Origin of the sequence: Zoogloea sp., from assembly GCF_030157465.1 — a bacterium.
Classification (GTDB): domain Bacteria; phylum Pseudomonadota; class Gammaproteobacteria; order Burkholderiales; family Rhodocyclaceae; genus Zoogloea.
Map to the genome: position 1 here is coordinate 1 of NZ_JAOAUU010000069.1, position 23,476 is coordinate 23,476.

Below are 23,476 nucleotides of genomic sequence, written 5' to 3' on the forward strand. Positions count from 1 at the left end.
AGAACGCGGTAATTTTACCAAGGCTGGGCGAGGCGAGGTTTTTCGAGGCGCCCTATAGGATTTGCCCTCCAGCATCACCTCGGAAGCCTTGTCCTGCTCCAGCCCGTCCAGGTATTTCAGGAAGAGCAGCCATGAGGTCTGCTCGGTGTAGTCGAGTTCGGTGGTGCAACCACTCTCTTTCCAGAGCGAGTCGTCGATATTCTTAAAGGCTTGTTCAAACATGAGCTACTGGATTCCAGGCGGTGAAGCATGAGGGCGAAGGCGTTCATTTGCCCACTATCGTTTTGGCATTTTAATGCCCATTCCCAATTAGCCCAAGCGTTACACTCAGCCAGACCAAGCAAGGTGTGAGGGGGCCATACGACGACACTGGTTGAGCCATGGGTGAAACAGTGGCCAGTCATACGGCGCGTGCGGCCGAGAGATTGCGGCCCAGCCCCACGCTGCGGGGGAGCTCACGGCGACGATACGCAGCAATCCGTTCTCAAGCCTTGGGAGCCTCAGTACAGCCGCAGTGAGGTGGTTCCTCTGCCTGAGCCGTAAGCCGATACGCTAGAACTGTTCCGGGCAGCCCTGTGGGGACTACGGGGGCTATGCCTACAAAAAAGTCGACGTGATGCAGGCGATGGACAGCATCAATGCACGATGAGGACGCGGGAGTCTGCGACTCTTGGCGACTGGATTTGATGCAAGTTGGACGATGCGCAGTGAAAAGCTCTCCCCGGCTTGGACCACACGGCAAGACGCCTTACAGAGGGTGACTGGCGAATCAAAGTGTCCCATCGAGACATCTCTGGGCCGGATGTTCATCCCTCACGCCAACACGGGAAGATCAATCACGTCCAAAACCACTCAAATCGAGCCAACATGCCGTGGCAGGCTAAATGGCAGGCTATCGGAGCACAAAAACAAAAAAGCCCTTGATTTTCAAGGGCTTATTCGTTGTTATTGGCGGAAAGGGTGAGATTCGAACTCACGGTACGCCTAAACGTACACCGGATTTCGAGTCCGGCGCATTCGACCACTCTGCCACCTTTCCGCTCGAAGCCCACTATTATATAGAGGCTTTTAGGAAGATCAAGTTTTTTATGCAGGCTTTGCTGCACGCGCTGCGGTGAATTCATCGTAGGCCCGCACGGCTTCGGCAGCGTACATCAGGCTCGGGCCGCCGCCCATGTAGGTGCAGATGCCAAGGGTTTCCATCAATTGCTCGCGGGTGACGCCAAGGCGGATCAGTGCCTTGACGTGAAAGCCGATACAGCCGTCGCAACGAACCGACACCCCGATCGCAAGGGCGATCAGTTCCTTGTCGAGAGCGCTCAGGGCCCCCGCCTTCATCGCCTCCTTGGCCATGCTGCCAAAGCCCTTCATGGTGTCGGGAATTTCAGCGCGAAGGGCTTCCATGCCTTTGGTGAGGTCGGTGGTGATCTGGACGAAGGATTTGCTGCTCATGATATCGGCTCCGTATATTAGATTTATATAATAATCTAATATACACGATCACCGAATCACTGAAAACCGGGCGAGCAGCTGCTCGCCCGGCGTGGTCACTCAGTTCGCAGGCTGAAGAACCGTGATGCCACCCATGTACGCTTGCAGCGCTGCCGGCACGCGCACCGAGCCGTCCGCCTGCTGGTAGTTCTCGAGTACCGCAACGAGCGTGCGCCCCACCGCCAGGCCGGAACCATTGAGCGTGGCGAGCACTTCGTTCTTGCCCTGGGCGTTCTTGAAACGGGCCTGCATGCGGCGCGCCTGGAAGCTTTCGAAGCACGAGCAGGACGAGATTTCGCGGTAGGTATTCTGGGCCGGCAGCCAGACTTCAAGGTCGTAAGTCTTGGCCGCGCCAAAGCCCATGTCGCCGGTGCACAGCACAATCTTGCGGTACGGCAGTTCGAGCTTCTGCAGGATGGCTTCGGCATGGCCGGTGAGTTCTTCCAGCGCATCCCAGGCTTTTTCCGGCTGCTCGATGCGGACGAGTTCAACCTTGTCGAACTGGTGCTGGCGAATCATGCCGCGGGTGTCCTTGCCGTAGCTGCCGGCCTCGGAGCGGAAGCACGGGGTGTGGCAGACGAACTTCAACGGCAGCGAATCCAGCGGCACGATCTCGTCGCGCACAATGTTGGTGACCGGCACTTCAGCGGTGGGAATAAGGTAGAACTTGCTGCCGTCCGCCTTGGGCACCGAGAACAGCTCCTCCTCGAACTTGGGCAACTGGCCGGTGCCGTACATGCTGGCGGCGTTGACCATGTAGGGCGTGTAGAGCTCGGTGTAGCCGTGCTCAGCCGTGTGGGTGTCCAGCATGAACTGGGCCAGCGCGCGATGCAGGCGAGCCAGGCTGCCCTTCATCAGGGTGAAGCGGGCACCGGAAATCTTTACTGCCGTTTCAAAATCCAGGCCGCCCAGACGGGTGCCGATATCCACGTGGTCGCGCACCTCGAAATCGAAGCTGGCGGGCGTGCCCCAGCGGCTGACTTCAACGTTGTCTTCTTCGGACTTGCCAACCGGCACGCTGTCGTGGGGAAGGTTCGGCAGGGCGGCGACGAAGGCATTGAAGCGCTCGAGCAGCTCAGCCAGGGCAACTTCGTTGGCTTTGAGTTCGTCGCCGATACCGGCCACTTCGGCGAGCACCGCGGAGGCATCCTCGCCCTTGCCCTTGAGCTGGCCAACCTGCTTGGACAAGGCATTGCGACGGGCCTGCAGATCCTGGGTGCGGGTCTGGCGCGTCTTGCGCTCGTCCTCGAGGGCCTGGAAGGCGGCGGCATCAAGGCTCATGCCGCGGGTAGCGAGACGCTCCGCAACAAAATCCAGTCGGGCACGGAGCAATTGAACATCAAGCATGACAATCCCTATTCAAATCGGAAAACCGGTGTATCGATAGCGCCACGGCCCGGAAGTTGCTTTTCGCGGACCCGGCTTTCAGTTATATTGCACCGCAACATGCGGCAATCAGCCTGCATAGCAGAAATAATGAGAACCAGAAAGTCCATAGCTCACAAAAGCCAAAATTCTTCTTGATTTTCTCAACTTAAAAACCACACTAAGAGAAAAACGTCCGCAGACGACGTCATTTCTAATTTGACTTATCAGGAGACACCCATGTTATCCATCCGCGACTGCCTGGATTACTGCGACCTGACCGACGAAGACGTCGCCATCATCGCCGAGCACCACGACATCCCCGATGCCGCCGCAGCCCAGATTGCTTGCGGGCTGGTGCAGACTCGGGAAGGCACCTTGATGCTCACGCAATTCATGCTTGATCTCGTTGATGAAGCCGAAGAACGCGGTGACCGCGCAAAGGCCAAGCGCTTCCGCGAAGCCTGCCAGCGCTTCATCGCGAGCCACCCCGTCCAGCACTGAGTTCAGACTGCCCTGCGCGGGCTTCGGCCTGCCTGTCCAGTTCGCGCAGGCGCTCCAGCTTTTCGGCTATTTTGGCCTCAAGACCACGCCCAACCGGTTCATACCAGTTGGGCTTCGTCATTCCGTCAGGCAGATAGTTTTCACCGGCTGCGTAACCGTCGGGTTCGTCGTGGGCGTAGCGATAGGCCTTGCCGTAGCCCAGCTCCTTCATGAGCTTGGTCGGCGCATTGCGCAGATGGATGGGCACCGGACGCGACACGTCGTTGGCCACAAACTTTCGCGCAGCATTATACGCCTTGTAAACCGCGTTCGATTTGGCCGCACAGGCCAGGAAAACCGCCGCCTGCGCCAGCGCCAGCTCGCCTTCCGGCGAACCCAGGCGCTCAAAGGTCGAACACGCATTGAGACAGATTTCCAGCGCCCGCGGATCGGCCAGGCCGATGTCTTCGCTGGCCATGCGCACCAGCCGGCGGCCGAGATACAGCGGCTCGGCACCGCCATCCAGCATGCGGCACAGCCAGTAAAGCGTGGCGTCGGGATCGGAGCCGCGCACGGATTTGTGCAGGGCCGAAATCTGGTCGTAGAAGGCTTCGCCGCCTTTGTCGAAACGGCGCAGGCTGCGTGACAGGGCCTCGTCGATGAAATCGGGCCCCACCGGATTGACGCCGGCGGTTTCGGCCGCCGTCTGCACCTGCTCCAGCAAATTGAGCAGACGCCGGGCGTCGCCGTCGGCAAAGCCGGTCAGTCGATCGCGGGCATCATCCTCAAAAGCCAGTTCCGGGCAGGCATGGGCACGGGCTCGCTCGAAAAGCTCGGTGAGTTCTTCGGCCGACAGCGGCTGCAGCACGTAAACCGCAGCCCGCGACAGCAGCGCCGAGTTCACCTCGAACGACGGATTCTCGGTCGTCGCGCCGACCAGCGTGACCAGGCCCTGCTCCACGAACGGCAGGAAGGCGTCCTGCTGGGCCTTGTTGAAGCGATGGACTTCGTCGACGAACAGGATCGTGTGGCGGCCGCGGGTACGGGCGGCTTCCGCCTGGGCGATCGCCTCGCGGATATCCTTGACGCCCGAGAACACCGCCGACAAGGCCGTGAAATCGGCATCGAAGGCCTTGGCCATGAGCCGCGCGAGGGTTGTTTTGCCAACCCCGGGCGGGCCCCACAGGATCATCGAATGCAGCTTGCCCGACTGGAAGGCCAGCGCCAGCGGCTTGCCCGGCCCGAGCAGGTGACGCTGGCCGATGACGTCGGCGATGTGCTGCGGGCGCATCGCCTCGGCCAGGGGAAGGCGCGGCGGGTCGAGAGAATCGAAGAGATCGGCCATCAGTTGGAAGGCGGGCGCAAGCTACTCGCCGACCACATCGGCGCCCTTGGGCGGCACGAAGCGGAACTGCCCGGCGTCCAGCGCCGGGTTGCGCTCGATCTGGCCGAACAGCAGGGTCGTGGTCTGGCCGAAGTTGTCGTGGAGCACCATGGCCTTGAGCTGGCCTCCGGCAAAACCCATGCGGATGCGCTCGAAGCTGCTGTCCTCGGCCTTGGGGGTGGCCTCGACCCATTCCAGGCCTTCCGCGCTGCCGGCATCCTTCAGCACGAAATTCTTGTCGAGGGAATTGTCGCCGGCCAGGATGGCCGCCGGCGTGCTGCCGAGCGCCTGGCCGAGCTTTTTGGTGGTGACCTGGTTGAGCTCCTGGTCGTAGGCCCACAGCTTGCTGCCGTCGCCCACCAGCACCTGAGCGTAGGGCTTTTCGTAGACCCAGCGGAACTTGCCGGGGCGCGAGAAGGCAAAGGTGCCGCTGGCCTGCTGCGGCTTGCGGCCGGATTTGGAATAGACCTGCTGCGAGAACGTCCCCCGCGCCGTGCGGGTGCCGTCCATGAACTGCTTGAGCTGGGCCAGCCCGTCGGCGTGGGCCGAGCCAGCAGAAACCACCAGCGCCAGCCCGAGGGCACGCAGGATGTGGGCAGGTTTGCGAATCATCATTCTCCTTCGCGGGGCGGCGTGACGACGTCCCGGTTGCCATTGCTACCCATCGGCGTCACGAGACCGGCGCGCTCCATCTGTTCGATCAGGCGCGCGGCCCGGTTGTAGCCGATGCGCAGGTGACGCTGAACCAGCGAAATCGATGGCCGACGGGTCTTGACGACGATTTCCACGGCCTGGTCGTAGAGCGGATCGGCCTCGCTGCCCTCCCCGCCGCCTTCGCCGCCACCGAGCAGGTCGCCGCCTTCTTCTTCATTGGGCGCAAGAATGCCCTCCACGTAGTCGGCCTCGCCGGTGGCCTTGAGGTATTCGACCACCTTGTGCACTTCATCATCGGCCACGAAGGCGCCGTGCACCCGCACCGGCAGGCCGGTGCCCGGCGCCAGGTAAAGCATGTCGCCCATGCCCAGCAGCGCCTCGGCCCCCATCTGGTCGAGAATCGTACGGGAGTCGATCTTGCTGGAAACCTGGAAAGCCATGCGGGTCGGGATGTTGGCCTTGATGAGGCCGGTGATCACGTCCACGCTGGGGCGCTGGGTGGCGAGAATCAGGTGGATGCCGGCCGCCCGCGCCTTCTGGGCCAGGCGGGCGATGAGTTCTTCGATCTTCTTGCCGACGACCATCATCAGGTCGGCCAGCTCGTCGATGATCACCACGATGTAAGGCAGCTTGCCGAGGGGCTCGGGGCTTTCCGGGGTGATCGAGAACGGGTTCTTGAGCGGCGAGCCGGCCCGGGCCGCGTCGGCCACGGCCTTGTTGTAGCCGGCCAGGTTGCGCACGCCCAGCGCCGACATCAGCTTGTAGCGCTTCTCCATCTCGGCCACGCACCAGTTGAGCGCGTTGGCGGCGTGCTTCATGTCGGTCACAACAGGCGCCAGCAGGTGCGGAATCCCTTCGTAGATCGACAGTTCGAGCATCTTCGGATCGACGAGGATCAGGCGCACGTCGGTGGGTTCGGATTTATAGAGCAGCGACAGGATCATCGCGTTGATCCCTACCGATTTGCCCGAACCCGTGGTGCCCGCCACCAGCAGGTGGGGTGTTTTTGCAATGTCGGCCACCACCGGCTGACCGCCGATATCCTTGCCCAGCGCCACGGTGAGCGGCGAGTGCATGTCGTGGTAGGCCTTGGAGCCAAGAATCTCGGACAGGCGCACGGTCTGGCGCTTGGGGTTGGGCAGCTCGAGCGCCATGCAGGTCTTGCCCGGCACGGTTTCGACAACGCGAATGCTCACCACCGACAGCGCACGGGCGAGATCCTTGACCAGGTTCATCACCTGGCTGCCCTTGACGCCCACCGCAGGCTCGATCTCGAAGCGGGTAATCACCGGGCCGGGGTAAACCGCCAGCACCTTTACCTCGACGCCAAAATCGGCGAGCTTGCGCTCGATCAGGCGGGAGGTGAATTCCAGGGTTTCGGGCGGCGGCGGTTCCACGTCGTGAGACGGCTCGTCCAGCAAGGCCAGCGGCGGCAACGGCCCGCCGGGGATTTCAGTGAACAGCGGCTTCTGGCGTTCCTTCTCGACGCGAGGAGATTTTTCGATCTCGATGTGAGCCGGCTCGACCCGCACATGCCGGTCGATCTCGACAATCGCCGGGTCGACGCGAACGGCTTTTTCAAGCGCACCGATCGTCGGCTCGGCGTGCACCGGGGTGTCGGCATCGTCAAACACCGGCTCCTTGCGCACCGCCATCTCGACCTCGGTGAAAGCAGGCTCAATGCGCAGCGGCGAGGCCGGCTCGGCCTCTTCCTTCTTGCGCTTGATCTCGACGACCTCCTCACGCTTGTGGGCCACCTCGCGGCCGATGCGGCGGTCCTGCCAGCCCTGGTAGACATTGGTGACAACGGCCCACACCCTCTCGAGGACGGTGCCGAGGGCTTCGGAAGCCTCCACCCAGCTGATGCCCGAAAAAAGGCTCAAGCCGCCGGCGATCAGTGCCAAAAGCAGCAGGGTGCCGCCAGTGAAGCCGAGGTACTGGAAGATCAGCGTGCCCAGCTCCAGGCCAATCAGGCCGCCGGGTTCGAGAGGCAGGGTTGCCTTGATCGAATGGAAACGCATCGACTCCAGCCCACTGCTCGCCAGCAGCACCATCACAAAGCCGATCACCACGATGACGAACGAGCGCCGGTCGGCGCCGAAGAATTTGTGCAGGCGCCGAAAACCGACCGCCAGGCCGAGGCCCAGGAAAGCCACCCACCACCAGGCCGACAGGCCGAAAAGGTAGAGCAGCAGGTCGGACAGCCAGGCGCCGAAGCGTCCGCCGGGGTTGCTGACACGCTCCAGCTGCACGGCGTGGGACCAGCCCGGATCACCCTTCGAGTAGCCGAAGAGAATCATCGCGACATAGAGGGCCAGCACACCGAGAAGCAGCCAGCGAGCTTCCTGCAGCAGGCTGGCGATTTTTTCCGGGAGGGGAAGCGGACGAGTGGAAGGACGATTGAGCATGAGTTGGCGGTACAAGGCCTTGCAGGGCGCAGCAAAAAACAAAAGCGCGGTGAAGCACCGCGCTTTTGATTATAAACCAGGGTCTCTGGTTGCCCCCTCCCCGTCTCTATCCGAAAGAGTGAGGAAGGATTTCCGGACCAGTCACAAATCGATGATTTTTTCCCGGAGGATGATGCCGCCGTCGGTTTCCTCGATGAGGCCGCGCAGGCCCAGATCTTTCATGACCCGGCTGACCATCTCGCGGGAGGCGCCGATCATCTTGGCGATATCCTGCTTGGAGATCTTTTTCTTGACGACCTTGAGACCGTCGATTTCCTCGGACATTTCGAGCAGCAGACGGGCCACACGGCCATAAACATCCATCAGCGCAAGGCTTTCGATCTTGCGGTCGGCGTCGCGCAGACGGCGAGTGAGATTGCACATCACGTGCCACGCGAGTTCGAAGTTATCCTGCATGAGGCGCTTGAAATCGGTTTTGGCGATGGTCACCAGATCGGACGGGGATACCGCAACCACGGAAGCCGAGCGCGGGCTGTCTTCCAGCACACCCATTTCGCCGAACATCTCGCCCTGACCAAGAATGGTCAGGATGACTTCACGACCATCCTCGTCGCTCACCATTACCTTAAGGTTGCCGGTAAGAACGAAGTAAACGAAATCGGTGCGATCACCCTCGTGCACCACCGCGGCACCCCGCGGCACCCGTCGCATCATTGCGCAACGCGCAACGGCCGCCAGCCGGTCATCGCCCAGGCCCTGGAAGATGGGAAAAGTTCGCAGGGCGATCGTGGACACGGAGCTGGTAACGGTCATAAAGCCTCTCCTCAGCAAGAGCTAGATTGTTTCTTGGCGTCGTGACGAAATTGTCATGCGCTTACTACGGACAAGTATAAAGCAAACTTGAGGTTCTCCGGACGGGAGGGGCCGTGGCCCGGCGTGATCGCGGCCCCATTTCGGGAAGTCACGGAGGAAGCCGGCGCCTTATAATCAGCCCTTCCTGCCCCAGACCTCAGAGAGATCCACCACGATGGCCACTCGTCACATCAAGCTGCTCATCCTTGGCTCCGGCCCCGCCGGCTACAGCGCCGCCGTCTACGCTGCCCGCGCCAACCTGAACCCCGTGCTCATCACCGGCATCGCCCAGGGCGGCCAGTTGATGACCACCACCGAAGTGGACAACTGGCCCGCCGACGCCGACGGCGTGCAGGGCCCGGAGCTGATGGCCCGCTTTGAAAAGCACGCCGCCCGCTTCAACACCGAAATGATTTTCGACCACATTCACACCACCTACCTGGCCGAAAAACCGATCCGCCTGGTGGGCGACGAAGGCGAATACACCTGCGACGCGCTGATCATCGCCACCGGCGCCAGCGCCCAATACCTGGGCCTCCCCTCCGAGGAAGCCTTCTCCGGCAAGGGCGTGTCGGCCTGCGCCACCTGCGACGGTTTCTTCTACCGCAACCAGGAAGTCGCCGTGATCGGCGGCGGCAACACCGCGGTCGAAGAGGCGCTCTACCTCGCCAACATCGCCAGCAAGGTCACCCTGGTGCACCGCCGCGACAAGTTCAAGGCCGAGCGCATCCTGATCGACAAGGTCAACGAGCGCGTTGCCGCCGGCAAGATCGTGCTGGAACTCGACTCCACGCTGGACGAAGTCCTTGGCGACAACACCGGCGTGACCGGCATGCGCGTGAAGAACGCCAAGACCGGCGCCGCCAAGGATATCGCGCTGAAGGGCGTGTTCATCGCCATCGGCCACAAGCCCAACACCGACATCTTCGAAGGCCAGCTCGAGATGGAAGGCGGCTACATCGTCACCCAGGGCGGCAGAAAGGGTAACGCCACCGCCACCAGCGTGCCCGGCGTGTTTGCGGCCGGTGACGTCCAGGACCACATCTACCGCCAGGCCGTCACCAGCGCCGGCACCGGCTGCATGGCTGCGCTCGACGCCGAACGCTACCTCGACAGCCTCGGTCTGGCTGGCTGACAAGGTCGAACAGATCTACCGCGCGGCCAGATCCCGCACTCTCGTTGCAGGTTCGGGCCGCTCAATACGATTTCTTCGCCCTGTTCATCATTTGAAAAAACCAAACCGCGTTCCATGAGCCATCGCAAGCAGCCTTCCGGGCTCGACGCCCTCAAGGCCATCCGGGACCGCGTCCCGAACAGCGTGCTGAAAACAGTCATCGGCCGCCCCGGGCCGGCAACCGGAACAGCGCCCGCCAAGACCTCCAAGTCACCCGCAACCACCGAGCCCGCCCCACCCGCCGAACCCGACGACGGCGCGCTGTTTCGCAGCCAGGTCGGCCGCATCCAGCCGCTCAAGACCGCGGCCCACGCCGAAATCGCACGCCCCAAACCGGCTCCGGTGCCGCGCCCGCGGCAGCTCGGGCCGGAACCCGAAGCGCCGCGGCGCGCCCCGCGCATCGACGAAAACGATCCCATGGCGCTGTTTCGCGCCTCCCTTGGCGACGTTGCCCCGATCCGCGACTTCAATCGCGTCGATCTCAGCGCCCAGCGCCAGCAGGTGCATCCCCAGGTCCGGGCAATGAGCCACGTGGAGCCGGCTCCGCTGGCCATCGACGAGCGCCTGCTGCACGACCCGCAGGCACTCTTCCGTCACGCCGCCGGCGAGGTGGCGCCGCTCAAGGACAAGAACCTGGCCAGCGTTGACCGGCCGCTGCCGGCACCGCTGCCGATCAAGCGCGAACAGGACGAACGGAACGTGCTGCGCGAAGCCCTCGAATCGCCCATCAGCTTCGAGGATCGCCTCGACATGGGCGACGAGGCCGCCTATCTGCGCGTCGGCCTGCCCCGCCGCGTCCTCACCGACCTGCGCCGCGGGCGCTGGGTCGTGCAGGGCGAACTCGATCTCCACGGCCTGACCCGCGACGAAGCGCGCGCCAGCCTCTCCCGGTTCATTGCAGCCGCGCTCCAGCAGGGCCGCCGCTGCCTGCGCATCATCCACGGCAAGGGACATGGTTCGCCGGGGCGCATTCCGGTGCTCAAGCACCTTTCCCGCGGCTGGCTGGCCCAGCGCGAAGACATCCTCGCCTTCTGCCAGGCCCGCCCCCACGACGGCGGCGACGGCGCACTGCTGGTTTTGCTTCAGGCCGGCAGCGCCGGCAACGGCTGAAACCGGGCGCGTCCTGCGCCTGGCATTTGACGCAAAACGGGGTGCCCAACCCCGTCAATTGGCCTGTTTACAGGGGTAAATCAGCAGTTCTTGTGCCTCGTCAATTTTTTTCCCGCCACCTGGATCTAGAGTGACCTGCGACAGATTGCCGCAGGGGCAAAGTGCCGCAGGGCGCGCTTTCCTCCCTGCCTGATCTTGGCGCCGCAGACTGAAGTTCGCGGCCTTATCGCTTTAGCCCAGGGAAGAACGGAGACCAATAATGAGCACCGATGACATCAAGCACGACGACCAGACCCTCGTTCCGGGACGTCGCAAATTCCTGAACACCGCCGCCCTCGCCGGGCTGGCCGGTGCCGGTCTGTCCGTGGGCCTCTCGTCCTGCAAGCAGGAAGCCGCACCCACCGCTGCAGCGCCTGCCGCCGCCCCGGCCCCTGCCGCCCACACGGCCGGCGCGGGTGACCTGAACCTGCACCCGGCCCCCGGCCAGCTCGACACCTACTACGGCGTGTGGTCCGGCGGCCACTCCGGTGAAGTCCGCGTCCTCGGCCTGCCCTCCGGCCGCGAAATCAAGCGCGTGCCGACCTTCAACATCGACTGCATGAGCGGCTGGGGCATCACCAACGAATCGAAGGCCATCATCGGCACCAAGGCCGACGGCAGCCTCAAGTACAAGACCGGCGATACCCACCACATCCACGGCTCGTACGTCGACGGCACCTACGACGGCAAGTACTTCTTTGTGAACGACAAGATCCACGGCCGCATCGCCCGCGTCCGTGGCGACATCTTCGAGTGCGACAAGATCACCGAGATCCCGAACATCCAGGGCTTCCACGGCATCTTCCCCGACAAGCGCGACCCGGTCGACCAATCCATCAACCGCACCACCCGCGTGTTCTGCGGCAACGAATTCCACATCCCGCACCCCAACGACGGGCGCGACATGGATGACCCGACCAAGTACAAAACGCTGTTTACCTGTGTCGATGCCGAGACCATGGAAGTGCGCTGGCAGTGCCGCGTCGATGGCAACATGGACCTCGTCGCCACCTCGTACAACGGCCGGCTGGCAGCCGCCAACCAGTACAACGTCGAAGGTGGCGCCCACTACGAGGACATGATGTCCGCCGAAAAGGATGCCTGCGTGTTCTTCGACGTGGCGCGCATCGAACAGGCGATCAAGGACGGCAAGTTCGTCACCATCGGCGACAGCAAGGTGCCCGTTGTGGATGGCACCAAGGACGCCAACAAGGATCCGAAGACCGCCCTCACCTGCTACGTGCCGGTTCCCAAGAACCCCCACGGCGTCAATGCCAGCCCGGACGGCAAGTACTTCATCTGTTCCGGCAAGCTCTCGCCCACCGCCACCGTCATCGAACTGACCAAGGTCGAGGAATTCCTCGACGGCAAGCTCGACGACCTGAACAAGAGCATCGTCGCCGAAGTGGAAATCGGCCTCGGCCCCCTGCACACCACCTACGACGGCCGCGGCAACGCCTTCACCACCCTGTTCCTCGACAGCCAGATCGTCAAATGGAACATCGACGCCGCCATCAAGTTCCACGCCGGCGACAAGGCCGCCAAGTACGTGGTCGATCGCATCGACGTGCATTACCAGCCCGGCCACATCAGCGCGGACATGGGTGAAACCAAGGAAGCCGGCGGCCAGTTCCTCGCCGTGGGCTGCAAGTTCTCGAAAGACCGCTTCCTGCCGGTCGGCCCGCTGCACCCCGAGAACGAACAGCTCATCGACATCCGCGGCGAAAAGATGGTGATGCTGGCCGACCACCCGGTCTACCCCGAGCCCCACGACTTCGTCATCGTCAAGCGCGAGAAAATCAAGACCCGCCAGGTGTTCAACGTCGATGACTTCCCGCTGGCCATCAAGGATCCGAAGGATTCCGGCGTGTTCCGCACGGGCAACAAGGTCACCGTCAAGCTGGTGTCCCAGGCCCCGGCCTACAGCCTGCGCGAGTTCAAGGTGAAGAAGGGCGACGAAGTCACCCTGATCCTCACCAACCTGGACAAGGTGGAGGATCTGACTCACGGCTTCGCGATTCCGAAGTACGACATCAACTTCATCGTCAACCCGCAGGAAACCAAGTCCGTCACCTTCAAGGCCGACAAGCCGGGTGTGTACTGGTGTTACTGCACGCACTTCTGCCACGCGCTGCACCTTGAAATGCGCACGCGCATGATCGTCGAGAAGTAATCGACGCCTCTGCAACAGATCGATAAGTGAAGTGATTGGGGGAGGCGCTTGCGTCTCCCCATTTTTTTACAGCGCCCCACCGCCTACCGACGCCAGGAGATAGACCCATGCGCCTTGCCCCTGTTTTTGCCACCGCCGCCACCGCGGCCTTTCTCGCCCTGGGCTGCGCCTCCACGGCCCTTGCCAGCACAGGCGCCGCCCACGAAGCGACGGCCGAACTCGCCGAGCAAGGCCGCATGCTCGGCCAGCGGGCCACCAAGGCCTACCTGATGACGCTGCAGGGCGTCAGCCCCGATGCCGGCCGCAGCATCCTCGCCGACTCGGTATCCCGCTTCGAGCGCAACCTGGCCGCACTCCGGGCCGGCAAGCTCGACGACAGCGCACGCGCCAAGCTCGCCGCCGTGGACAGCACCTGGATCGAAGTGCGCGCACTGCTCACCGCAGCGCCCAGCGCCAGCGGCGCCAAGGCGCTGTACGACAGCACCGCCGCCCTCGATCAGGCCAGCCAGCATCTCGTGATGGCGATCAACGACCGGGGGCCCGAAGAGTCACGCCGGCTGATCCTCGCCTCCCGGATGCGCATGCTGTCCCAGCGCATCGCCATGCATTACCTCTACCGCGCCAGCGGCCTGATGACGCCCAACGCCCCCCAGATGGAGCTGACCTACGCCCGCAGCGAATTTGCAGCCAACCTCTCCCGCAGCACGCAGAACAACGCCTTCCCCGCCGAAACCCGCGAGGCGGTCGCCAAACTGGCCGGGATCTGGCCCGCCTACCAGGGCGCCGCCGGCAAGACCGGCGAACCCGTGGCCATGCTCAGGAACGCCCCGGCGGTGATGGAAATGAGCGAACAGGTTCTCGGCGCCACCGATAAGGTCGTCGGCAGCCTGCTCGCCCCGGCCCGGTAGAAAAAAGCTTTCGCGGCGGATTGACTCAGCTTAAGGATAAGGCGACGCAGCTACATCAGAATTCCATGAAACGCTGATTTACCGGAGCACCCCATGAGATTCGATCTTTTATCCCGCCTGCGCCACCGTGGCACCGCCCTGCTTGCGGCAACGCTGGCAGGACTCGCCATGAGCAGCGGCGCGCTTGCCGACACCTACGAAGTCAAGCTGCCGCCCGAGCTGTCATCCTCGCCAAAGATGTGCGACTACGCGCCGTGCAAGGACGTGATGCCCGGCGCCACGTCCTTCTCCGAGCGCAAGGGGCAGCCGCCCTTCGTGGAAGCCTACAAGGATGAAGCCGGGCAGAAAAAGCTCCTCGGCTACGTGATGCTGTCCACCGACATCACCGACACCCCGGCCTATTCCGGCAAGCCGGTGGTCACCCTGATCGGCATGGACACCACCGGCAGGTTCACCGGCGTCAAGATCCTCAAGCACTCCGAGCCCATCCTGCTGCTGGGCATTCCCGAGTCGGCACTGATCAAGTTCAACAACCAGTACCTCGGCCAGTTCGTCGGCGACAACATCGAGATCGGCAAGTCACGCTCCGAAGAACACCTCATCGGCCTGGATGCCATTACCGGCGCCACCGTCACCGTCATCGCCCAGAACCAGGTGATGATGACCTCGGGCAGCGCGGTGGCCAAACAGGTCGGCATCCTCAAACCGGTGATCCGCCCGCAGGCAAAATTTGCGGCCACCACCGCGGCGCCCACCTGGGCGCAACTGGTTGAAGACGGCAGCGTGCAGCGCCTTGTCGTAAAGGCCGAGGAAGTCGGCCTCAAGAGCGACGGCCGTCCCTACATGGATCTGTGGTTCGGCTACCTCAACCAGCCCACCATCGGCCAGGCCATTCTCGGCAAGGACGGCTACGCCGGCCTGATGGCCCGCCTCAAGGAAGGCGAGCACGCCATCTTCATCATCAAAACCGCCGGCATGGACTCCTTCAAGGGCTCCGGCTTCGTGCGCGGCGGCATCTACGACCGCGTGCAGGTGCGCCAGGATTCCGACAGCTTCACCTTCCGCGACCTCGATTACGTCAACCTGTGGGGCGTGTCCGCCGCCGGCTCGCCGGCCTTCGACGAATCGGCCATCTTCATCATCCGCGGCAAGGGTTTCTCGGGCGCCTTTCCCTGGAAACTGGTTTTTCTCGGTAACAAGATCGACAAGGAAACCTCCACCAAAACCTTCGCCAACTTCGACAAGGAATACTGGCTCGACGCCAAATATCTCGAAGGCGGCCGCCCGGTGGTCATCAAGCCCGACCCCACCTGGCTCAAGGTGTGGAAGGAGCGCGCGCTGGAGATCGGCGGCTTCATCGCCTTCCTGCTGGTCATTGCCGCCGCCTACGCCAGCCGCGACGCCCTGGTGCGCCGTTCGAGCCGCCACAACAAGTGGCCGGTCAATGTCTTCAAATACACCGGCTGGGTGGTGAGCATCGGCTTCGTCGGCTTCTACGCCATGGCCCAGCCATCCATCACCCAGGTCCTCACCTGGTTCCACTCCTTGCTGTTCCAGTGGAAGTGGGAACTGTTTTTGTCCGATCCGCTGATCTTCGTGTTCTGGATATTCATCATCCTCAGCACCTTCCTGTGGGGCCGCGGGCTCTTCTGCGGCTGGCTCTGCCCCTTCGGCTCGCTCTCCGAACTGCTCTACAAGATCGGCGGCGCCATCGGCCTCAAGCGCTTCCAGTTCCATCTGCCGCAGGCCGTGCACGACAAGCTCAAGTGGGTGAAGTACGCGGTGTTCTTCGGGCTTCTGGCGGTGTCCTTCTTCAGCATGGGCCTGGCCGAAAAGCTCGCCGAAGTCGAACCCTTCAAGACCACCTTCCTCGTCGGCATCACCAACCGCAGCTGGCCCTACAGCCTATTTGCCGCCGGCCTGCTGGGCCTGGCGATCTTCATGGAGCGGCCCTTCTGCAAGTACCTCTGCCCGCTGGGCGCCGCGCTGGCCATGCCCACCACGTTCCGCTGGTTCGGCCTCAGGCGCAAAGACGAATGCACCAGCTGCAAGGCCTGCGCAAAGGGCTGCGGCTCGCTGGCCATCGACACCAAGGGCAACATCGACCAGCGCGAATGCATGCTCTGCCTCGACTGCATGGTGCTCTATTACGACGACCACGCCTGCCCGCCGCTGGCCCAGGAGCGCAAGCGCCGCGACAAGGCCGGCCAGCCGCTCACCCCGATCAACGGCAAGGGCTACTTCATCCCGATCCACCCGGTTCCGGCCGACACAAAGAAAGGCGCCGCAGCATGACCATCGCCGACAAGAACGAACTGCGCCAGCCCGCCTACGGCAACGCGAGCGGCCCTGGCTGGCTGATCGCCGAAATCGTTGATCACCTGTGGCCCTGGGCCGGCAAGGGTCAGCCGGCCAAAAAATCCATCCAGCTGGCGGGCTTCGCCCTCGCCATCGCGGCCACCATCGCCTGGGTGCTGGCCGCCCTCGGCCGCCTCGAAGCCGGCGCCATCATCGGCTGGTGGTTCGGCTGGAGCGTCTTCGAAATCTTCGTTCGCCTCGACGCCAAGCCCTACGTGAAGGAAGGTCCGTGGTGGGGCCACCTATACCGCCGCGCCACGGTCATGGACATGATCTGCTACGTGAGCTTCAAGAACCTGCTGATCGGCGCCGCGCTGTTCATCGGGCTCAGAACGCTGGGCATCGTTCAGGTGTAAGACACCCCGCCCCCGCTGCACCGCAGCATGTGTCGCCCGCCGGACAGTCGTAAGATGAAGCACTGACTCTGCCGCGAGGCCACGCATGGACCCCCTTCTGTGGCTCACCCTGTGCGCCGTGCTGACGGTGCTGCTCTTCGATTACACCAATGGTTTTCACGACGCGGCCAACGTGGTCGCAACGGTGATCGCGTCGCGGGCGATGAGCCCGGCGATGGCTGTCAGCGTGGTTGGCGTGTTCGAATTTCTCGGCCCCCTGCTGGGGGGCACGGCCGTCGCCAACACCATCGGGGGCGTCGTCGATCTGGCGCCCCTGCCCCGCCCGCTGGCGCTGCTCGTGCTGGTATCCGGGCTGCTCGGCGCAATCATCTGGAACCTGATTACCTGGTGGAAGGGAATTCCGTCCTCGTCGTCCCACGGCCTGGTGGGGGGGCTGGTCGGCGCGGTGCTGCTCGCTGCCGGCAGCGGTCACGTGGTGTGGGGCTGGCCGCCCGAAGGCCATCTCGTCGGCGTGGCAAAGGTGCTGCTGGCCCTGGTGCTCTCGCCGGTGCTGGGCTTCGTCGTGGGTTACACGGTGCATAAGCTGTCCCACCTGCTGACCCGCGCCGCCCACCCCCGCATCAACCAGAAGCTGCGCCTGGCCCAGTATGTAACCACCGCGGCCCTGGCGTTTTCCCACGGCGCCAACGACGCCCAGAAAAGCATGGGCGTGCTCACCCTCGTGCTGGTGCTGGGCGGCTTCATCCCCCGCTTCGAAGTGCCGTTCTGGGTGATGCTGGCCTGCGCCACCGCGATCACCGCCGGCATCCTGTCCGGCGGCTGGCGCATCGTGCGCACGCTGGGTTTTGCCGTCTTCAAGGTGCGCCCCCTGCACGCGCTGGATTCCCAGCTCACCTCCGGACTGGTCATCCTTTCCGCATCAATGATGGGCGCCCCGGTATCCACCAGCCACGTGGTCGCGACGTCGATCATGGGCATCGGCGCCTCCGAGCGCCCCCGCCGCGTTCATTGGGGCAAGGCCGGCGAGATCGCAACAACCTGGCTGATTACCCTGCCCGCCTCCGCGGCCATGGGTGCCCTGGTGCTGCTGGCCCTGCGCCCCTGGGTGGGCTGAAGCTGCAAAACGGAGAGCAAACAATGGACAACAACCGCCACCGTTCCATCGTGCGCCGCGTGCTGGAACGCATCTTTCCCTCCGCGCCGGATTTCTACTCCCTGCTGGCCAGCCAGGCCCAGCAAGTGGAGCACACCGTCAATCTGCTGGTGGACTTCATGGAATCACCGGAGGCGGCCATTGCCAAACAGATCAAGAAGGACGAGCACACCGCCGACACCCTCAAGGTCGAAAACATCCACACCCTCAACGAAGCCTTCTCCACCTCCATCGACCGGGAGGACATCTACCGGGCGATCATGGCGCTGGACGAGGTGGTTAACTACTGCAAGACAACGGTCAACGAGATGGACATCCTCGGCGTCAAGCCCGACATCTACACCCACGAGATGGCGGTGTGCCTTGCCGAAGGCGTCAGGGCGCTGACGGCCGGCTACCACAAACTCGGCAAAGCGCCGCTCGAGGCCGCCACCCATGCGGACATCGCCCGCAAGGCCGAGCGACGCGTGGAAAAAATCTACCGCAAGGCCCTCGCCGCGCTGTTTCAGGGCGACGACTACCTCAACATGCTCAAGCGCCGGGAGATCTACCGCCACCTCTCCAACGCCGCCGACCGCATGGCCGCCTGCGCCAACACCCTGCACGACATCGTCGTCAAGCTCACCTGACCCAGGCGGCCTTGCGCGCCGGACATCGCAGGCCCGGTGGCCCGTGCGGTAAAGTGCCACCCATGCGCTCCGCCCACCCCATCTCTGAAAACGAAGTCGAGCTCACCGCCATTCGCGCCCAGGGCGCCGGCGGACAAAACGTCAACAAGGTTTCCAGCGCCGTACATCTGCGCTTCGACATCCTGGCCTCGTCCTTGCCCGAACACCTGCAGGAGCGCCTGCTCAAGCTGGGCGACCAGCGCATCAGCAAGAGCGGCGTCGTCATCATCAAGGCCCAGGAATACCGCAGCCTCGAAAAGAACCGGGCCGAAGCCCTGTGCAGGCTGCAGGAGCTGATCGACAGCGTCTCGGTCGTACAAAAGGCCCGGCGTGCCACCAAGCCCACCCGCGGCTCGGTCACCCGTCGCCTCGAAGGCAAGGCCAGACGCAGCACCATCAAGGCCGGCCGGGGGCGTGTCGAATGACAAGCTCCAAGAGCTTGTCCCTGAATAGGAGGCCGAGGCCTGGGAGGTGAATCGCCGCCAATGCCAGGCGCGCTTTCGCAGCTTGGGTGGTGCCCAAGCAAGGAAGCGCAACAACGCAGTGGCGGTGATTCGGCCCCAGGCCGACGCCGGGTTATTTACGGACAAGCTCCACAAGGCCAGAACCCGGCCCGATAGGCGATAATCACGGCCTCGGTTTTCAACTTGGCGCCCTCCGGCTTCACACCCGAACTCCCTGTTTCGCGCCCACCCGGCGCCCCTCGCCACGTCGGCCACCCCGACAGGCGGTTTTCCCCTTCACGCCCTACCGGGCAGGAACATCACCGTGCTCCCAAAAACCCTGCTGGCCCTGGCCATCGGCGACGACAACGCAAACGCAAACGCATGAAAACACCTGAAAGACTCGAACCGCTGGTCACCGACGGCCTGGTGGACAGCGTCCTGCGCCAGCTCATGAGCGGCAAGGAAGCCACGGTATATGTCGTTCGCTGCGGCGACGACATACGCTGCGCCAAGGTCTACAAAGAGGCCAACAAGCGCGGCTTTCACACCGCGGTGGATTACACCGAAGGGCGCAAGATCAAGAACAGCCGCCAGGCCCGCGCCATGGCCAAGCGCTCCCGCTACGGCCGCCAGGAACAGGAAGCCGCGTGGCAAAGCGCCGAGGTCGACGCCCTGCGCCGCCTTGCCGCGGCCGGAGTGCGCGTGCCCACGCCCTACAACTTCCACGAAGGCGTGCTGCTGATGGAGCTGGTGGCCGACGAGGACGGCGAACCTGCGCCGCGCCTCAACGACCTCTCCCTCAGCGAGGAAGATGCGCTGGCCTACCACGCCGTGCTCATCCGCCAGGTGGTGCGCATGCTGTGCGCCGGCATCGTCCATGGCGACCTCTCCGAGTACAACGTGCTCGTGGATGCCGGCGGCCCGGTGATCATCGACCTGCCCCAGGCCGTGGATGCCGCCGCCAACAACAACGCCAAGCGCATGCTCGGCCGGGACGTGGACAATCTGGCCGACTACTTCGGCCAGTTCGCCCCGCAACTCCTGACCACCCGCTACGGCGACGAAATCTGGGCGCTCTACGAATCCGGCGCGCTGCATCCGGATAGCGAACTCAGCGGCCACTTCGAGGAGGCCGCCGGCGACGTGAACCTGGACGAAGTCATGCAGGTCATCGAAGCCGCCGACGAAGAGGAGGAAGAACGCCTCGCCCGCCAGGCGGCTGCCCGGGCAGAGGGCGAATGGCGCGAAGGGGAATGATTCAACCCTGACCCGCCGGCCGGGGGCATCCACAGCTCCCGGCCGCTGCAACGGGCATTCAGTTGCCCGGTGCGCGCAGGCCGGCTTTGTCCAGACGATCTTCCAGCTCGCCCACACACGCGGCGAGACTGTTGGCAGACTGCTCGATCACGACCCGAAGATCCCGGTCGAGCTGCCCGACCCGTTCCAGCACCGCATCCTGCGACTCGCCCTTGTGGCCGCCCCGCCGTGCAAACTCCGCCTCCAGAAAGCTGCGCAGCTCGGTAAAGCGCGATGCCTCCGCCTGGTCCGCCAGCTCCCGGCTGGCCTTGATCTCGCGGGCCTGACGACGCGTTTCAAGCAGAACAGAAGTCTGCAGATACACCACGAACACCAGAAACAGCGCGGTAATCAAAACCAGCAAACCCACCAGCACCAGCCCCAGAGGCATCTTGACGATGGCGATGCCAATCGACAGATCAGCCGGCGCCACGACGGCTTCCCAGTTCAGCGTGACAAAGGCGGCCGTTGCGGCCAGAACCAGAAACAGTAAAAGCGTGCCAGCTTTCATGTCGGACTTCCTCGGAAAACTACGGTTGATCTACGGTTGATGAAAGCCTGGCCGTCAAGCCGGGCTTCATGCCTGTGCGTCGTAAGTCGACAGCGACACCCCCGACGCAGCAAGGCATTCACGCAGATGCTTGATCTCCGTCTTCGCAAATTCGTTGCCGTGGTGCGGGTGATGCACAAAGAACTCGTGCTTGTTGAGCAGGACACGAAAACGGGCGCCATGGCTGGCTTCGACCGTGGCGCCCAGATGGGTCAGCAGGGATTCCACCTCGCGCCACTGGATGTTGCTGCTGACAGGGTCGCGAAAAATCGCTTCGAGAACATTCCGGTGCTTGTGGCTCATGGCTTGATCCTCCCGTTGATTGTCCCCGACATTCTTGCACCATGACGGCAGCACAGGTATTGCCGCAACCAAAATTGAGCAAACTGTTGACCTGAAGCCAATCCAGTTCCGGCCCGTTCAGACTTTGCCCGCCCGCCCCCATCCGGGGTAGCCTTGGCGCCGACATTCACGCAACCGAGGACGCATCCATGCCCGTACTCCTTCAAGTCGATTTTCCGTTTTCCGGCCCCTGGGGCGACGACATGACCCATACGCTCAAGGGCCTTGCCGAGTCCATCGCACAAGAGCCCGGCCTGATCTGGAAGATCTGGACCGAAAACGCCGCCACCCATGAGGCGGGCGGCATCTACCTGTTCACAGACCGCGCCAGCGCCGAGGCTTATCTGGCGATGCACACCGCACGGCTCAAGGGTTTCGGAGTGCCGCAGGTCAATGGCAAGCTGTTCGACGTGAATGCCGATCTATCGGCAATCGACCGGGCGCCGCTGTAAAGTTTTTTCTACCCGGCCTGGCGGGCGGGGCCGATCAAGGCCCATTCCGCCCGCCTCCCGGAAATATTCATAGGCCAGCCTCCCTCCGGTCGCTATCATGCTCGGTTCTCCGCAGCATTTCCCCGCTCATGATCACCCTCAAAAACGTCACCTTGCGCCGCGGCGCCAAGGTGCTGCTCGACAGCACGTCCGTCACCCTCAACCCCGGCGAGAAGGTCGGCCTGGTCGGGCGTAACGGCGCCGGCAAGTCCACGCTCTTCGGCCTGCTCAACGGCAGCCTGCATGAAGATGGTGGCGACTACTCCATCCCGACCCAGTGGCGCATGGCCCAGGTTGCGCAGGACATGCCCGAGACCGAGCAAAGCGCCACCGACTTCGTCATCCAGGGCGACACCGTCCTGCTTGCCGCGCAAGAAGAAGTGAGCGCCGCCGAGGCCAGCGACGACGGCATGCGCATGGCGCACGCCTACATGGAACTCCATGACGCCGGCGCCCACGATGCCGAAGCCCGCGCCCAGGCGCTGATCCTCGGCCTCGGCTTCAAGATTTCCGAGCTGTCCAATCCGGTCAACAGCTTCTCCGGCGGCTGGCGCATGCGCCTGCAACTGGCCCGTGCACTGATGTGCCCGTCGGATCTGCTGCTGCTCGACGAACCCACCAACCACCTCGACCTCGACGCCCTGGTGTGGCTGGAAGCCTGGCTCAAGCGCTACACCGGCACCCTCATCGTAATCAGCCACGACCGGGAATTCCTCGACGCCATCACCACTGTCACCCTGCACATCGACAACGCCAAGCTGGTGCGCTACGGCGGCAACTACAGCGCGTTTGAAGACATGCGCGCCGAACAGCTGCTGCTGCAGCAATCGGCCCTGGCCAAGCAGGCCGAAAAGATCGCCCACCTCAAGAAGTTCATCGACCGCTTCAAGGCCAAGGCCAGCAAGGCCAAGCAGGCCCAGAGCCGGGTCAAGGCCCTCGATCGCATGGAGAAGATCGCCCCGGTGCTGGCCGATGCCGAGTTCACCTTCGAATTCCAGGAGCCCGCCAACCTGCCCAACCCCATGCTGTCGATGGTGGATGTGAGCTTTGGCTACCCGCCCGCCGACGATGCGCCCGCCGGCACGCCGCCCACCACCATCGTGCACAACATCAACCGCTCGGTGCACGCCGGCCAGCGCCTCGGCATTCTCGGCGCCAACGGCCAAGGCAAATCGACGCTGGTCAAAACGGTGGCCCGCGCGCTGGCCCCGATCAGCGGCGAAATCACCGAAGGCAAGGGCCTCAACATCGGCTACTTCGCCCAGCAGGAACTCGACGTGCTGCGTCCGCTGGATACGCCGATGGAGCACATGATCCGTCTCGCCAAGGACACCATCGCCGCCGGCCGCAGTGGCTGGGTGGCCGGCCGCGAGCAGGATCTGCGGGGCTTTCTGGGCACCTTCAATTTCAGCGGCGACATGGTCAAGCAGCCGGTGGGCACCATGAGCGGCGGCGAAAAGGCCCGTCTCGTGCTGTGCATGATCGTGTGGCAGCGCCCCAACCTGCTGCTGCTCGACGAGCCGACCAACCACCTCGATCTGTCCACCCGCGAAGCGCTCAGCGTGGCCCTCAACGAGTTCGAAGGCACCGTGATGCTGGTCAGCCACGACCGCGCGCTGCTGCGCGCCGTGTGCGACGAGTTCTGGCTGGTGACCCGCGGCGGCATCGAACCCTTCGACGGCGACCTGGACGACTACCAGCGCTTCCTGCTCAACGAAGCCAAGCGCTCCCGCGAGGCAGGCTAAGCGCAGCGCCCCCGGCTTGGCCGGGGGCCG

The 23,476-nt window shown here is 63.6% G+C and carries 23 protein-coding genes and 1 tRNA gene; 14 read left to right on the forward strand and 10 right to left on the reverse strand.

Annotation, left to right across the window (positions count from 1 at the left end; translation table 11 throughout):
- A partial coding sequence (locus Q1W26_RS09095) for a type I restriction-modification system subunit M N-terminal domain-containing protein (protein ID WP_300438779.1) occupies nt 1–222 on the reverse strand: 222 nt, incomplete at its 3' end.
- A gap of 439 nt (nt 223–661) precedes the next feature.
- On the opposite strand from Q1W26_RS09095, the gene Q1W26_RS21500 reads away from it, so the two are divergent.
- A complete protein-coding gene (locus Q1W26_RS21500) occupies nt 662–964 on the forward strand; it encodes a DUF4113 domain-containing protein (protein ID WP_366143657.1) in 303 nt (100 codons plus the stop codon).
- Here Q1W26_RS21500 and Q1W26_RS09100 read toward each other — a convergent pair.
- The 3 genes from Q1W26_RS09100 to serS all read right to left on the reverse strand — a co-directional run bounded on the left by Q1W26_RS09100 (nt 950) and on the right by serS (nt 2,838).
- Nucleotides 950–1,039 (reverse strand) — tRNA-Ser (locus tag Q1W26_RS09100). The genes Q1W26_RS21500 and Q1W26_RS09100 overlap by 15 nt on opposite strands.
- 47 nt (nt 1,040–1,086) lie before the next feature.
- Complete coding sequence (locus Q1W26_RS09105) at nt 1,087–1,452, reverse strand: carboxymuconolactone decarboxylase family protein (RefSeq protein WP_300438782.1); 366 nt, start codon at nt 1,450–1,452, stop codon at nt 1,087–1,089.
- A 99-nt stretch (nt 1,453–1,551) separates the two neighbouring features.
- On the reverse strand, nt 1,552–2,838 hold the full coding sequence (serS, locus tag Q1W26_RS09110) for a serine--tRNA ligase (RefSeq protein WP_300438785.1): 1,287 nt from the start codon (nt 2,836–2,838) through the stop codon (nt 1,552–1,554).
- A gap of 258 nt (nt 2,839–3,096) precedes the next feature.
- Here serS and Q1W26_RS09115 point away from each other — a divergent pair, with 258 nt between their 5' ends.
- A complete protein-coding gene (locus tag Q1W26_RS09115) occupies nt 3,097–3,360 on the forward strand; it encodes a hypothetical protein (protein ID WP_300438787.1) in 264 nt (87 codons plus the stop codon).
- On the opposite strand, the gene Q1W26_RS09120 is transcribed toward Q1W26_RS09115, so the two are convergent.
- From Q1W26_RS09120 to Q1W26_RS09135, 4 genes are all read right to left on the reverse strand, one after another.
- A complete protein-coding gene (locus tag Q1W26_RS09120) occupies nt 3,332–4,684 on the reverse strand; it encodes a replication-associated recombination protein A (protein WP_300438790.1) in 1,353 nt (450 codons plus the stop codon). The genes Q1W26_RS09115 and Q1W26_RS09120 overlap by 29 nt on opposite strands.
- Nucleotides 4,685–4,705: 21 nt before the next feature.
- Entirely contained in the window at nt 4,706–5,335 is a 630-nt protein-coding gene (lolA, locus tag Q1W26_RS09125) for an outer membrane lipoprotein chaperone LolA (RefSeq protein ID WP_300438793.1), read from the reverse strand.
- Nucleotides 5,335–7,785, reverse strand: a complete 2,451-nt coding sequence (locus Q1W26_RS09130; protein ID WP_300438796.1) for a DNA translocase FtsK — start codon at nt 7,783–7,785, stop codon at nt 5,335–5,337. Before Q1W26_RS09130 ends, lolA begins: the two co-directional genes overlap by 1 nt.
- A 141-nt stretch (nt 7,786–7,926) precedes the next feature.
- Nucleotides 7,927–8,598, reverse strand: a complete 672-nt coding sequence (locus tag Q1W26_RS09135) for a Crp/Fnr family transcriptional regulator (RefSeq protein WP_300438799.1) — start codon at nt 8,596–8,598, stop codon at nt 7,927–7,929.
- A 214-nt stretch (nt 8,599–8,812) separates the two neighbouring features.
- Here Q1W26_RS09135 and trxB point away from each other — a divergent pair, with 214 nt between their 5' ends.
- The 10 genes from trxB to Q1W26_RS09185 all read left to right on the forward strand — a co-directional run bounded on the left by trxB (nt 8,813) and on the right by Q1W26_RS09185 (nt 20,279).
- Nucleotides 8,813–9,772, forward strand: coding sequence for a thioredoxin-disulfide reductase (gene trxB / locus Q1W26_RS09140; RefSeq protein ID WP_300438802.1), 960 nt, complete (start codon nt 8,813–8,815; stop codon nt 9,770–9,772).
- 114 nt (nt 9,773–9,886) lie between these two features.
- The gene (locus tag Q1W26_RS09145; protein ID WP_300438805.1) at nt 9,887–10,921 is read left to right on the forward strand and encodes a Smr/MutS family protein; all 1,035 of its coding nucleotides are present in this window, start codon (nt 9,887–9,889) and stop codon (nt 10,919–10,921) included.
- Between the two features lie 259 nt (nt 10,922–11,180).
- Complete coding sequence (gene nosZ / locus Q1W26_RS09150) at nt 11,181–13,133, forward strand: TAT-dependent nitrous-oxide reductase (RefSeq protein WP_300438808.1); 1,953 nt, start codon at nt 11,181–11,183, stop codon at nt 13,131–13,133.
- 107 nt (nt 13,134–13,240) lie between these two features.
- Nucleotides 13,241–14,041, forward strand: coding sequence for a type IV pili methyl-accepting chemotaxis transducer N-terminal domain-containing protein (locus Q1W26_RS09155; protein WP_300438813.1), 801 nt, complete (start codon nt 13,241–13,243; stop codon nt 14,039–14,041).
- Nucleotides 14,042–14,209: 168 nt separating this feature from the next.
- Nucleotides 14,210–16,336 carry a NosR/NirI family protein gene (locus Q1W26_RS09160; RefSeq protein ID WP_300438925.1) on the forward strand — a complete coding sequence of 709 codons (2,127 nt, stop codon included), beginning with the start codon at nt 14,210–14,212 and terminating at the stop codon, nt 16,334–16,336.
- Nucleotides 16,333–16,755, forward strand: a complete 423-nt coding sequence (locus Q1W26_RS09165; RefSeq protein ID WP_300438816.1) for a transcription regulator — start codon at nt 16,333–16,335, stop codon at nt 16,753–16,755. The genes Q1W26_RS09160 and Q1W26_RS09165 overlap by 4 nt, the downstream gene beginning before the upstream one ends.
- 85 nt (nt 16,756–16,840) lie before the next feature.
- On the forward strand, nt 16,841–17,869 hold the full coding sequence (locus Q1W26_RS09170) for an anion permease (RefSeq protein ID WP_300438818.1): 1,029 nt from the start codon (nt 16,841–16,843) through the stop codon (nt 17,867–17,869).
- 23 nt (nt 17,870–17,892) lie between these two features.
- Nucleotides 17,893–18,537, forward strand: coding sequence for a DUF47 family protein (locus tag Q1W26_RS09175; RefSeq protein WP_300438821.1), 645 nt, complete (start codon nt 17,893–17,895; stop codon nt 18,535–18,537).
- Nucleotides 18,538–18,599: 62 nt separating this feature from the next.
- Entirely contained in the window at nt 18,600–19,001 is a 402-nt protein-coding gene (gene arfB, locus Q1W26_RS09180) for an alternative ribosome rescue aminoacyl-tRNA hydrolase ArfB (RefSeq protein WP_300438823.1), read from the forward strand.
- A 402-nt stretch (nt 19,002–19,403) separates the two neighbouring features.
- The gene (locus Q1W26_RS09185) at nt 19,404–20,279 is read left to right on the forward strand and encodes a PA4780 family RIO1-like protein kinase (RefSeq protein WP_300438825.1); all 876 of its coding nucleotides are present in this window, start codon (nt 19,404–19,406) and stop codon (nt 20,277–20,279) included.
- A gap of 58 nt (nt 20,280–20,337) precedes the next feature.
- Here Q1W26_RS09185 and Q1W26_RS09190 read toward each other — a convergent pair whose 3' ends face one another.
- Nucleotides 20,338–20,829 (reverse strand): hypothetical protein, encoded by a 492-nt coding sequence (locus tag Q1W26_RS09190; protein ID WP_300438827.1) that lies wholly within the window; start codon nt 20,827–20,829, stop codon nt 20,338–20,340.
- Between the two features lie 66 nt (nt 20,830–20,895).
- Nucleotides 20,896–21,171 carry a type II toxin-antitoxin system HicA family toxin gene (locus Q1W26_RS09195; protein WP_300438829.1) on the reverse strand — a complete coding sequence of 92 codons (276 nt, stop codon included), beginning with the start codon at nt 21,169–21,171 and terminating at the stop codon, nt 20,896–20,898.
- A gap of 188 nt (nt 21,172–21,359) precedes the next feature.
- On the opposite strand from Q1W26_RS09195, the gene Q1W26_RS09200 reads away from it, so the two are divergent.
- Together Q1W26_RS09200 and Q1W26_RS09205 are read left to right on the forward strand one after the other, a co-directional pair.
- Nucleotides 21,360–21,662, forward strand: coding sequence for a monooxygenase (locus tag Q1W26_RS09200; RefSeq protein WP_300438830.1), 303 nt, complete (start codon nt 21,360–21,362; stop codon nt 21,660–21,662).
- 128 nt (nt 21,663–21,790) lie between these two features.
- Nucleotides 21,791–23,446 (forward strand): ATP-binding cassette domain-containing protein, encoded by a 1,656-nt coding sequence (locus Q1W26_RS09205; RefSeq protein WP_300438832.1) that lies wholly within the window; start codon nt 21,791–21,793, stop codon nt 23,444–23,446.
- Nucleotides 23,447–23,476 lie beyond the last annotated feature (30 nt).

Bases quoted from the DNA above. Each gene is read 5' to 3' on its own strand.
- Q1W26_RS09205 (WP_300438832.1), top strand. From the start codon at position 21,791: ATGATCACCCTCAAAAACGTCACCTTGCGCCGCGGCGCCAAGGTGCTG.
- Q1W26_RS09185 (WP_300438825.1), top strand. From the start codon at position 19,404: ATGAAAACACCTGAAAGACTCGAACCGCTGGTCACCGACGGCCTGGTG.
- Q1W26_RS09135 (WP_300438799.1), bottom strand. From the start codon at position 8,598: ATGACCGTTACCAGCTCCGTGTCCACGATCGCCCTGCGAACTTTTCCC.
- serS (WP_300438785.1), bottom strand. From the start codon at position 2,838: ATGCTTGATGTTCAATTGCTCCGTGCCCGACTGGATTTTGTTGCGGAG.
- Q1W26_RS09155 (WP_300438813.1), top strand. From the start codon at position 13,241: ATGCGCCTTGCCCCTGTTTTTGCCACCGCCGCCACCGCGGCCTTTCTC.
- Q1W26_RS09145 (WP_300438805.1), top strand. From the start codon at position 9,887: ATGAGCCATCGCAAGCAGCCTTCCGGGCTCGACGCCCTCAAGGCCATC.
- Q1W26_RS09190 (WP_300438827.1), bottom strand. From the start codon at position 20,829: ATGAAAGCTGGCACGCTTTTACTGTTTCTGGTTCTGGCCGCAACGGCC.
- Q1W26_RS09105 (WP_300438782.1), bottom strand. From the start codon at position 1,452: ATGAGCAGCAAATCCTTCGTCCAGATCACCACCGACCTCACCAAAGGC.
- Q1W26_RS09120 (WP_300438790.1), bottom strand. From the start codon at position 4,684: ATGGCCGATCTCTTCGATTCTCTCGACCCGCCGCGCCTTCCCCTGGCC.
- Q1W26_RS09200 (WP_300438830.1), top strand. From the start codon at position 21,360: ATGCCCGTACTCCTTCAAGTCGATTTTCCGTTTTCCGGCCCCTGGGGC.
- lolA (WP_300438793.1), bottom strand. From the start codon at position 5,335: ATGATTCGCAAACCTGCCCACATCCTGCGTGCCCTCGGGCTGGCGCTG.
- nosZ (WP_300438808.1), top strand. From the start codon at position 11,181: ATGAGCACCGATGACATCAAGCACGACGACCAGACCCTCGTTCCGGGA.
- trxB (WP_300438802.1), top strand. From the start codon at position 8,813: ATGGCCACTCGTCACATCAAGCTGCTCATCCTTGGCTCCGGCCCCGCC.
- Q1W26_RS09160 (WP_300438925.1), top strand. From the start codon at position 14,210: ATGAGCAGCGGCGCGCTTGCCGACACCTACGAAGTCAAGCTGCCGCCC.
- Q1W26_RS09115 (WP_300438787.1), top strand. From the start codon at position 3,097: ATGTTATCCATCCGCGACTGCCTGGATTACTGCGACCTGACCGACGAA.
- arfB (WP_300438823.1), top strand. From the start codon at position 18,600: ATGCGCTCCGCCCACCCCATCTCTGAAAACGAAGTCGAGCTCACCGCC.
- Q1W26_RS09175 (WP_300438821.1), top strand. From the start codon at position 17,893: ATGGACAACAACCGCCACCGTTCCATCGTGCGCCGCGTGCTGGAACGC.
- Q1W26_RS09170 (WP_300438818.1), top strand. From the start codon at position 16,841: ATGGACCCCCTTCTGTGGCTCACCCTGTGCGCCGTGCTGACGGTGCTG.
- Q1W26_RS09165 (WP_300438816.1), top strand. From the start codon at position 16,333: ATGACCATCGCCGACAAGAACGAACTGCGCCAGCCCGCCTACGGCAAC.
- Q1W26_RS09195 (WP_300438829.1), bottom strand. From the start codon at position 21,171: ATGAGCCACAAGCACCGGAATGTTCTCGAAGCGATTTTTCGCGACCCT.
- Q1W26_RS09130 (WP_300438796.1), bottom strand. From the start codon at position 7,785: ATGCTCAATCGTCCTTCCACTCGTCCGCTTCCCCTCCCGGAAAAAATC.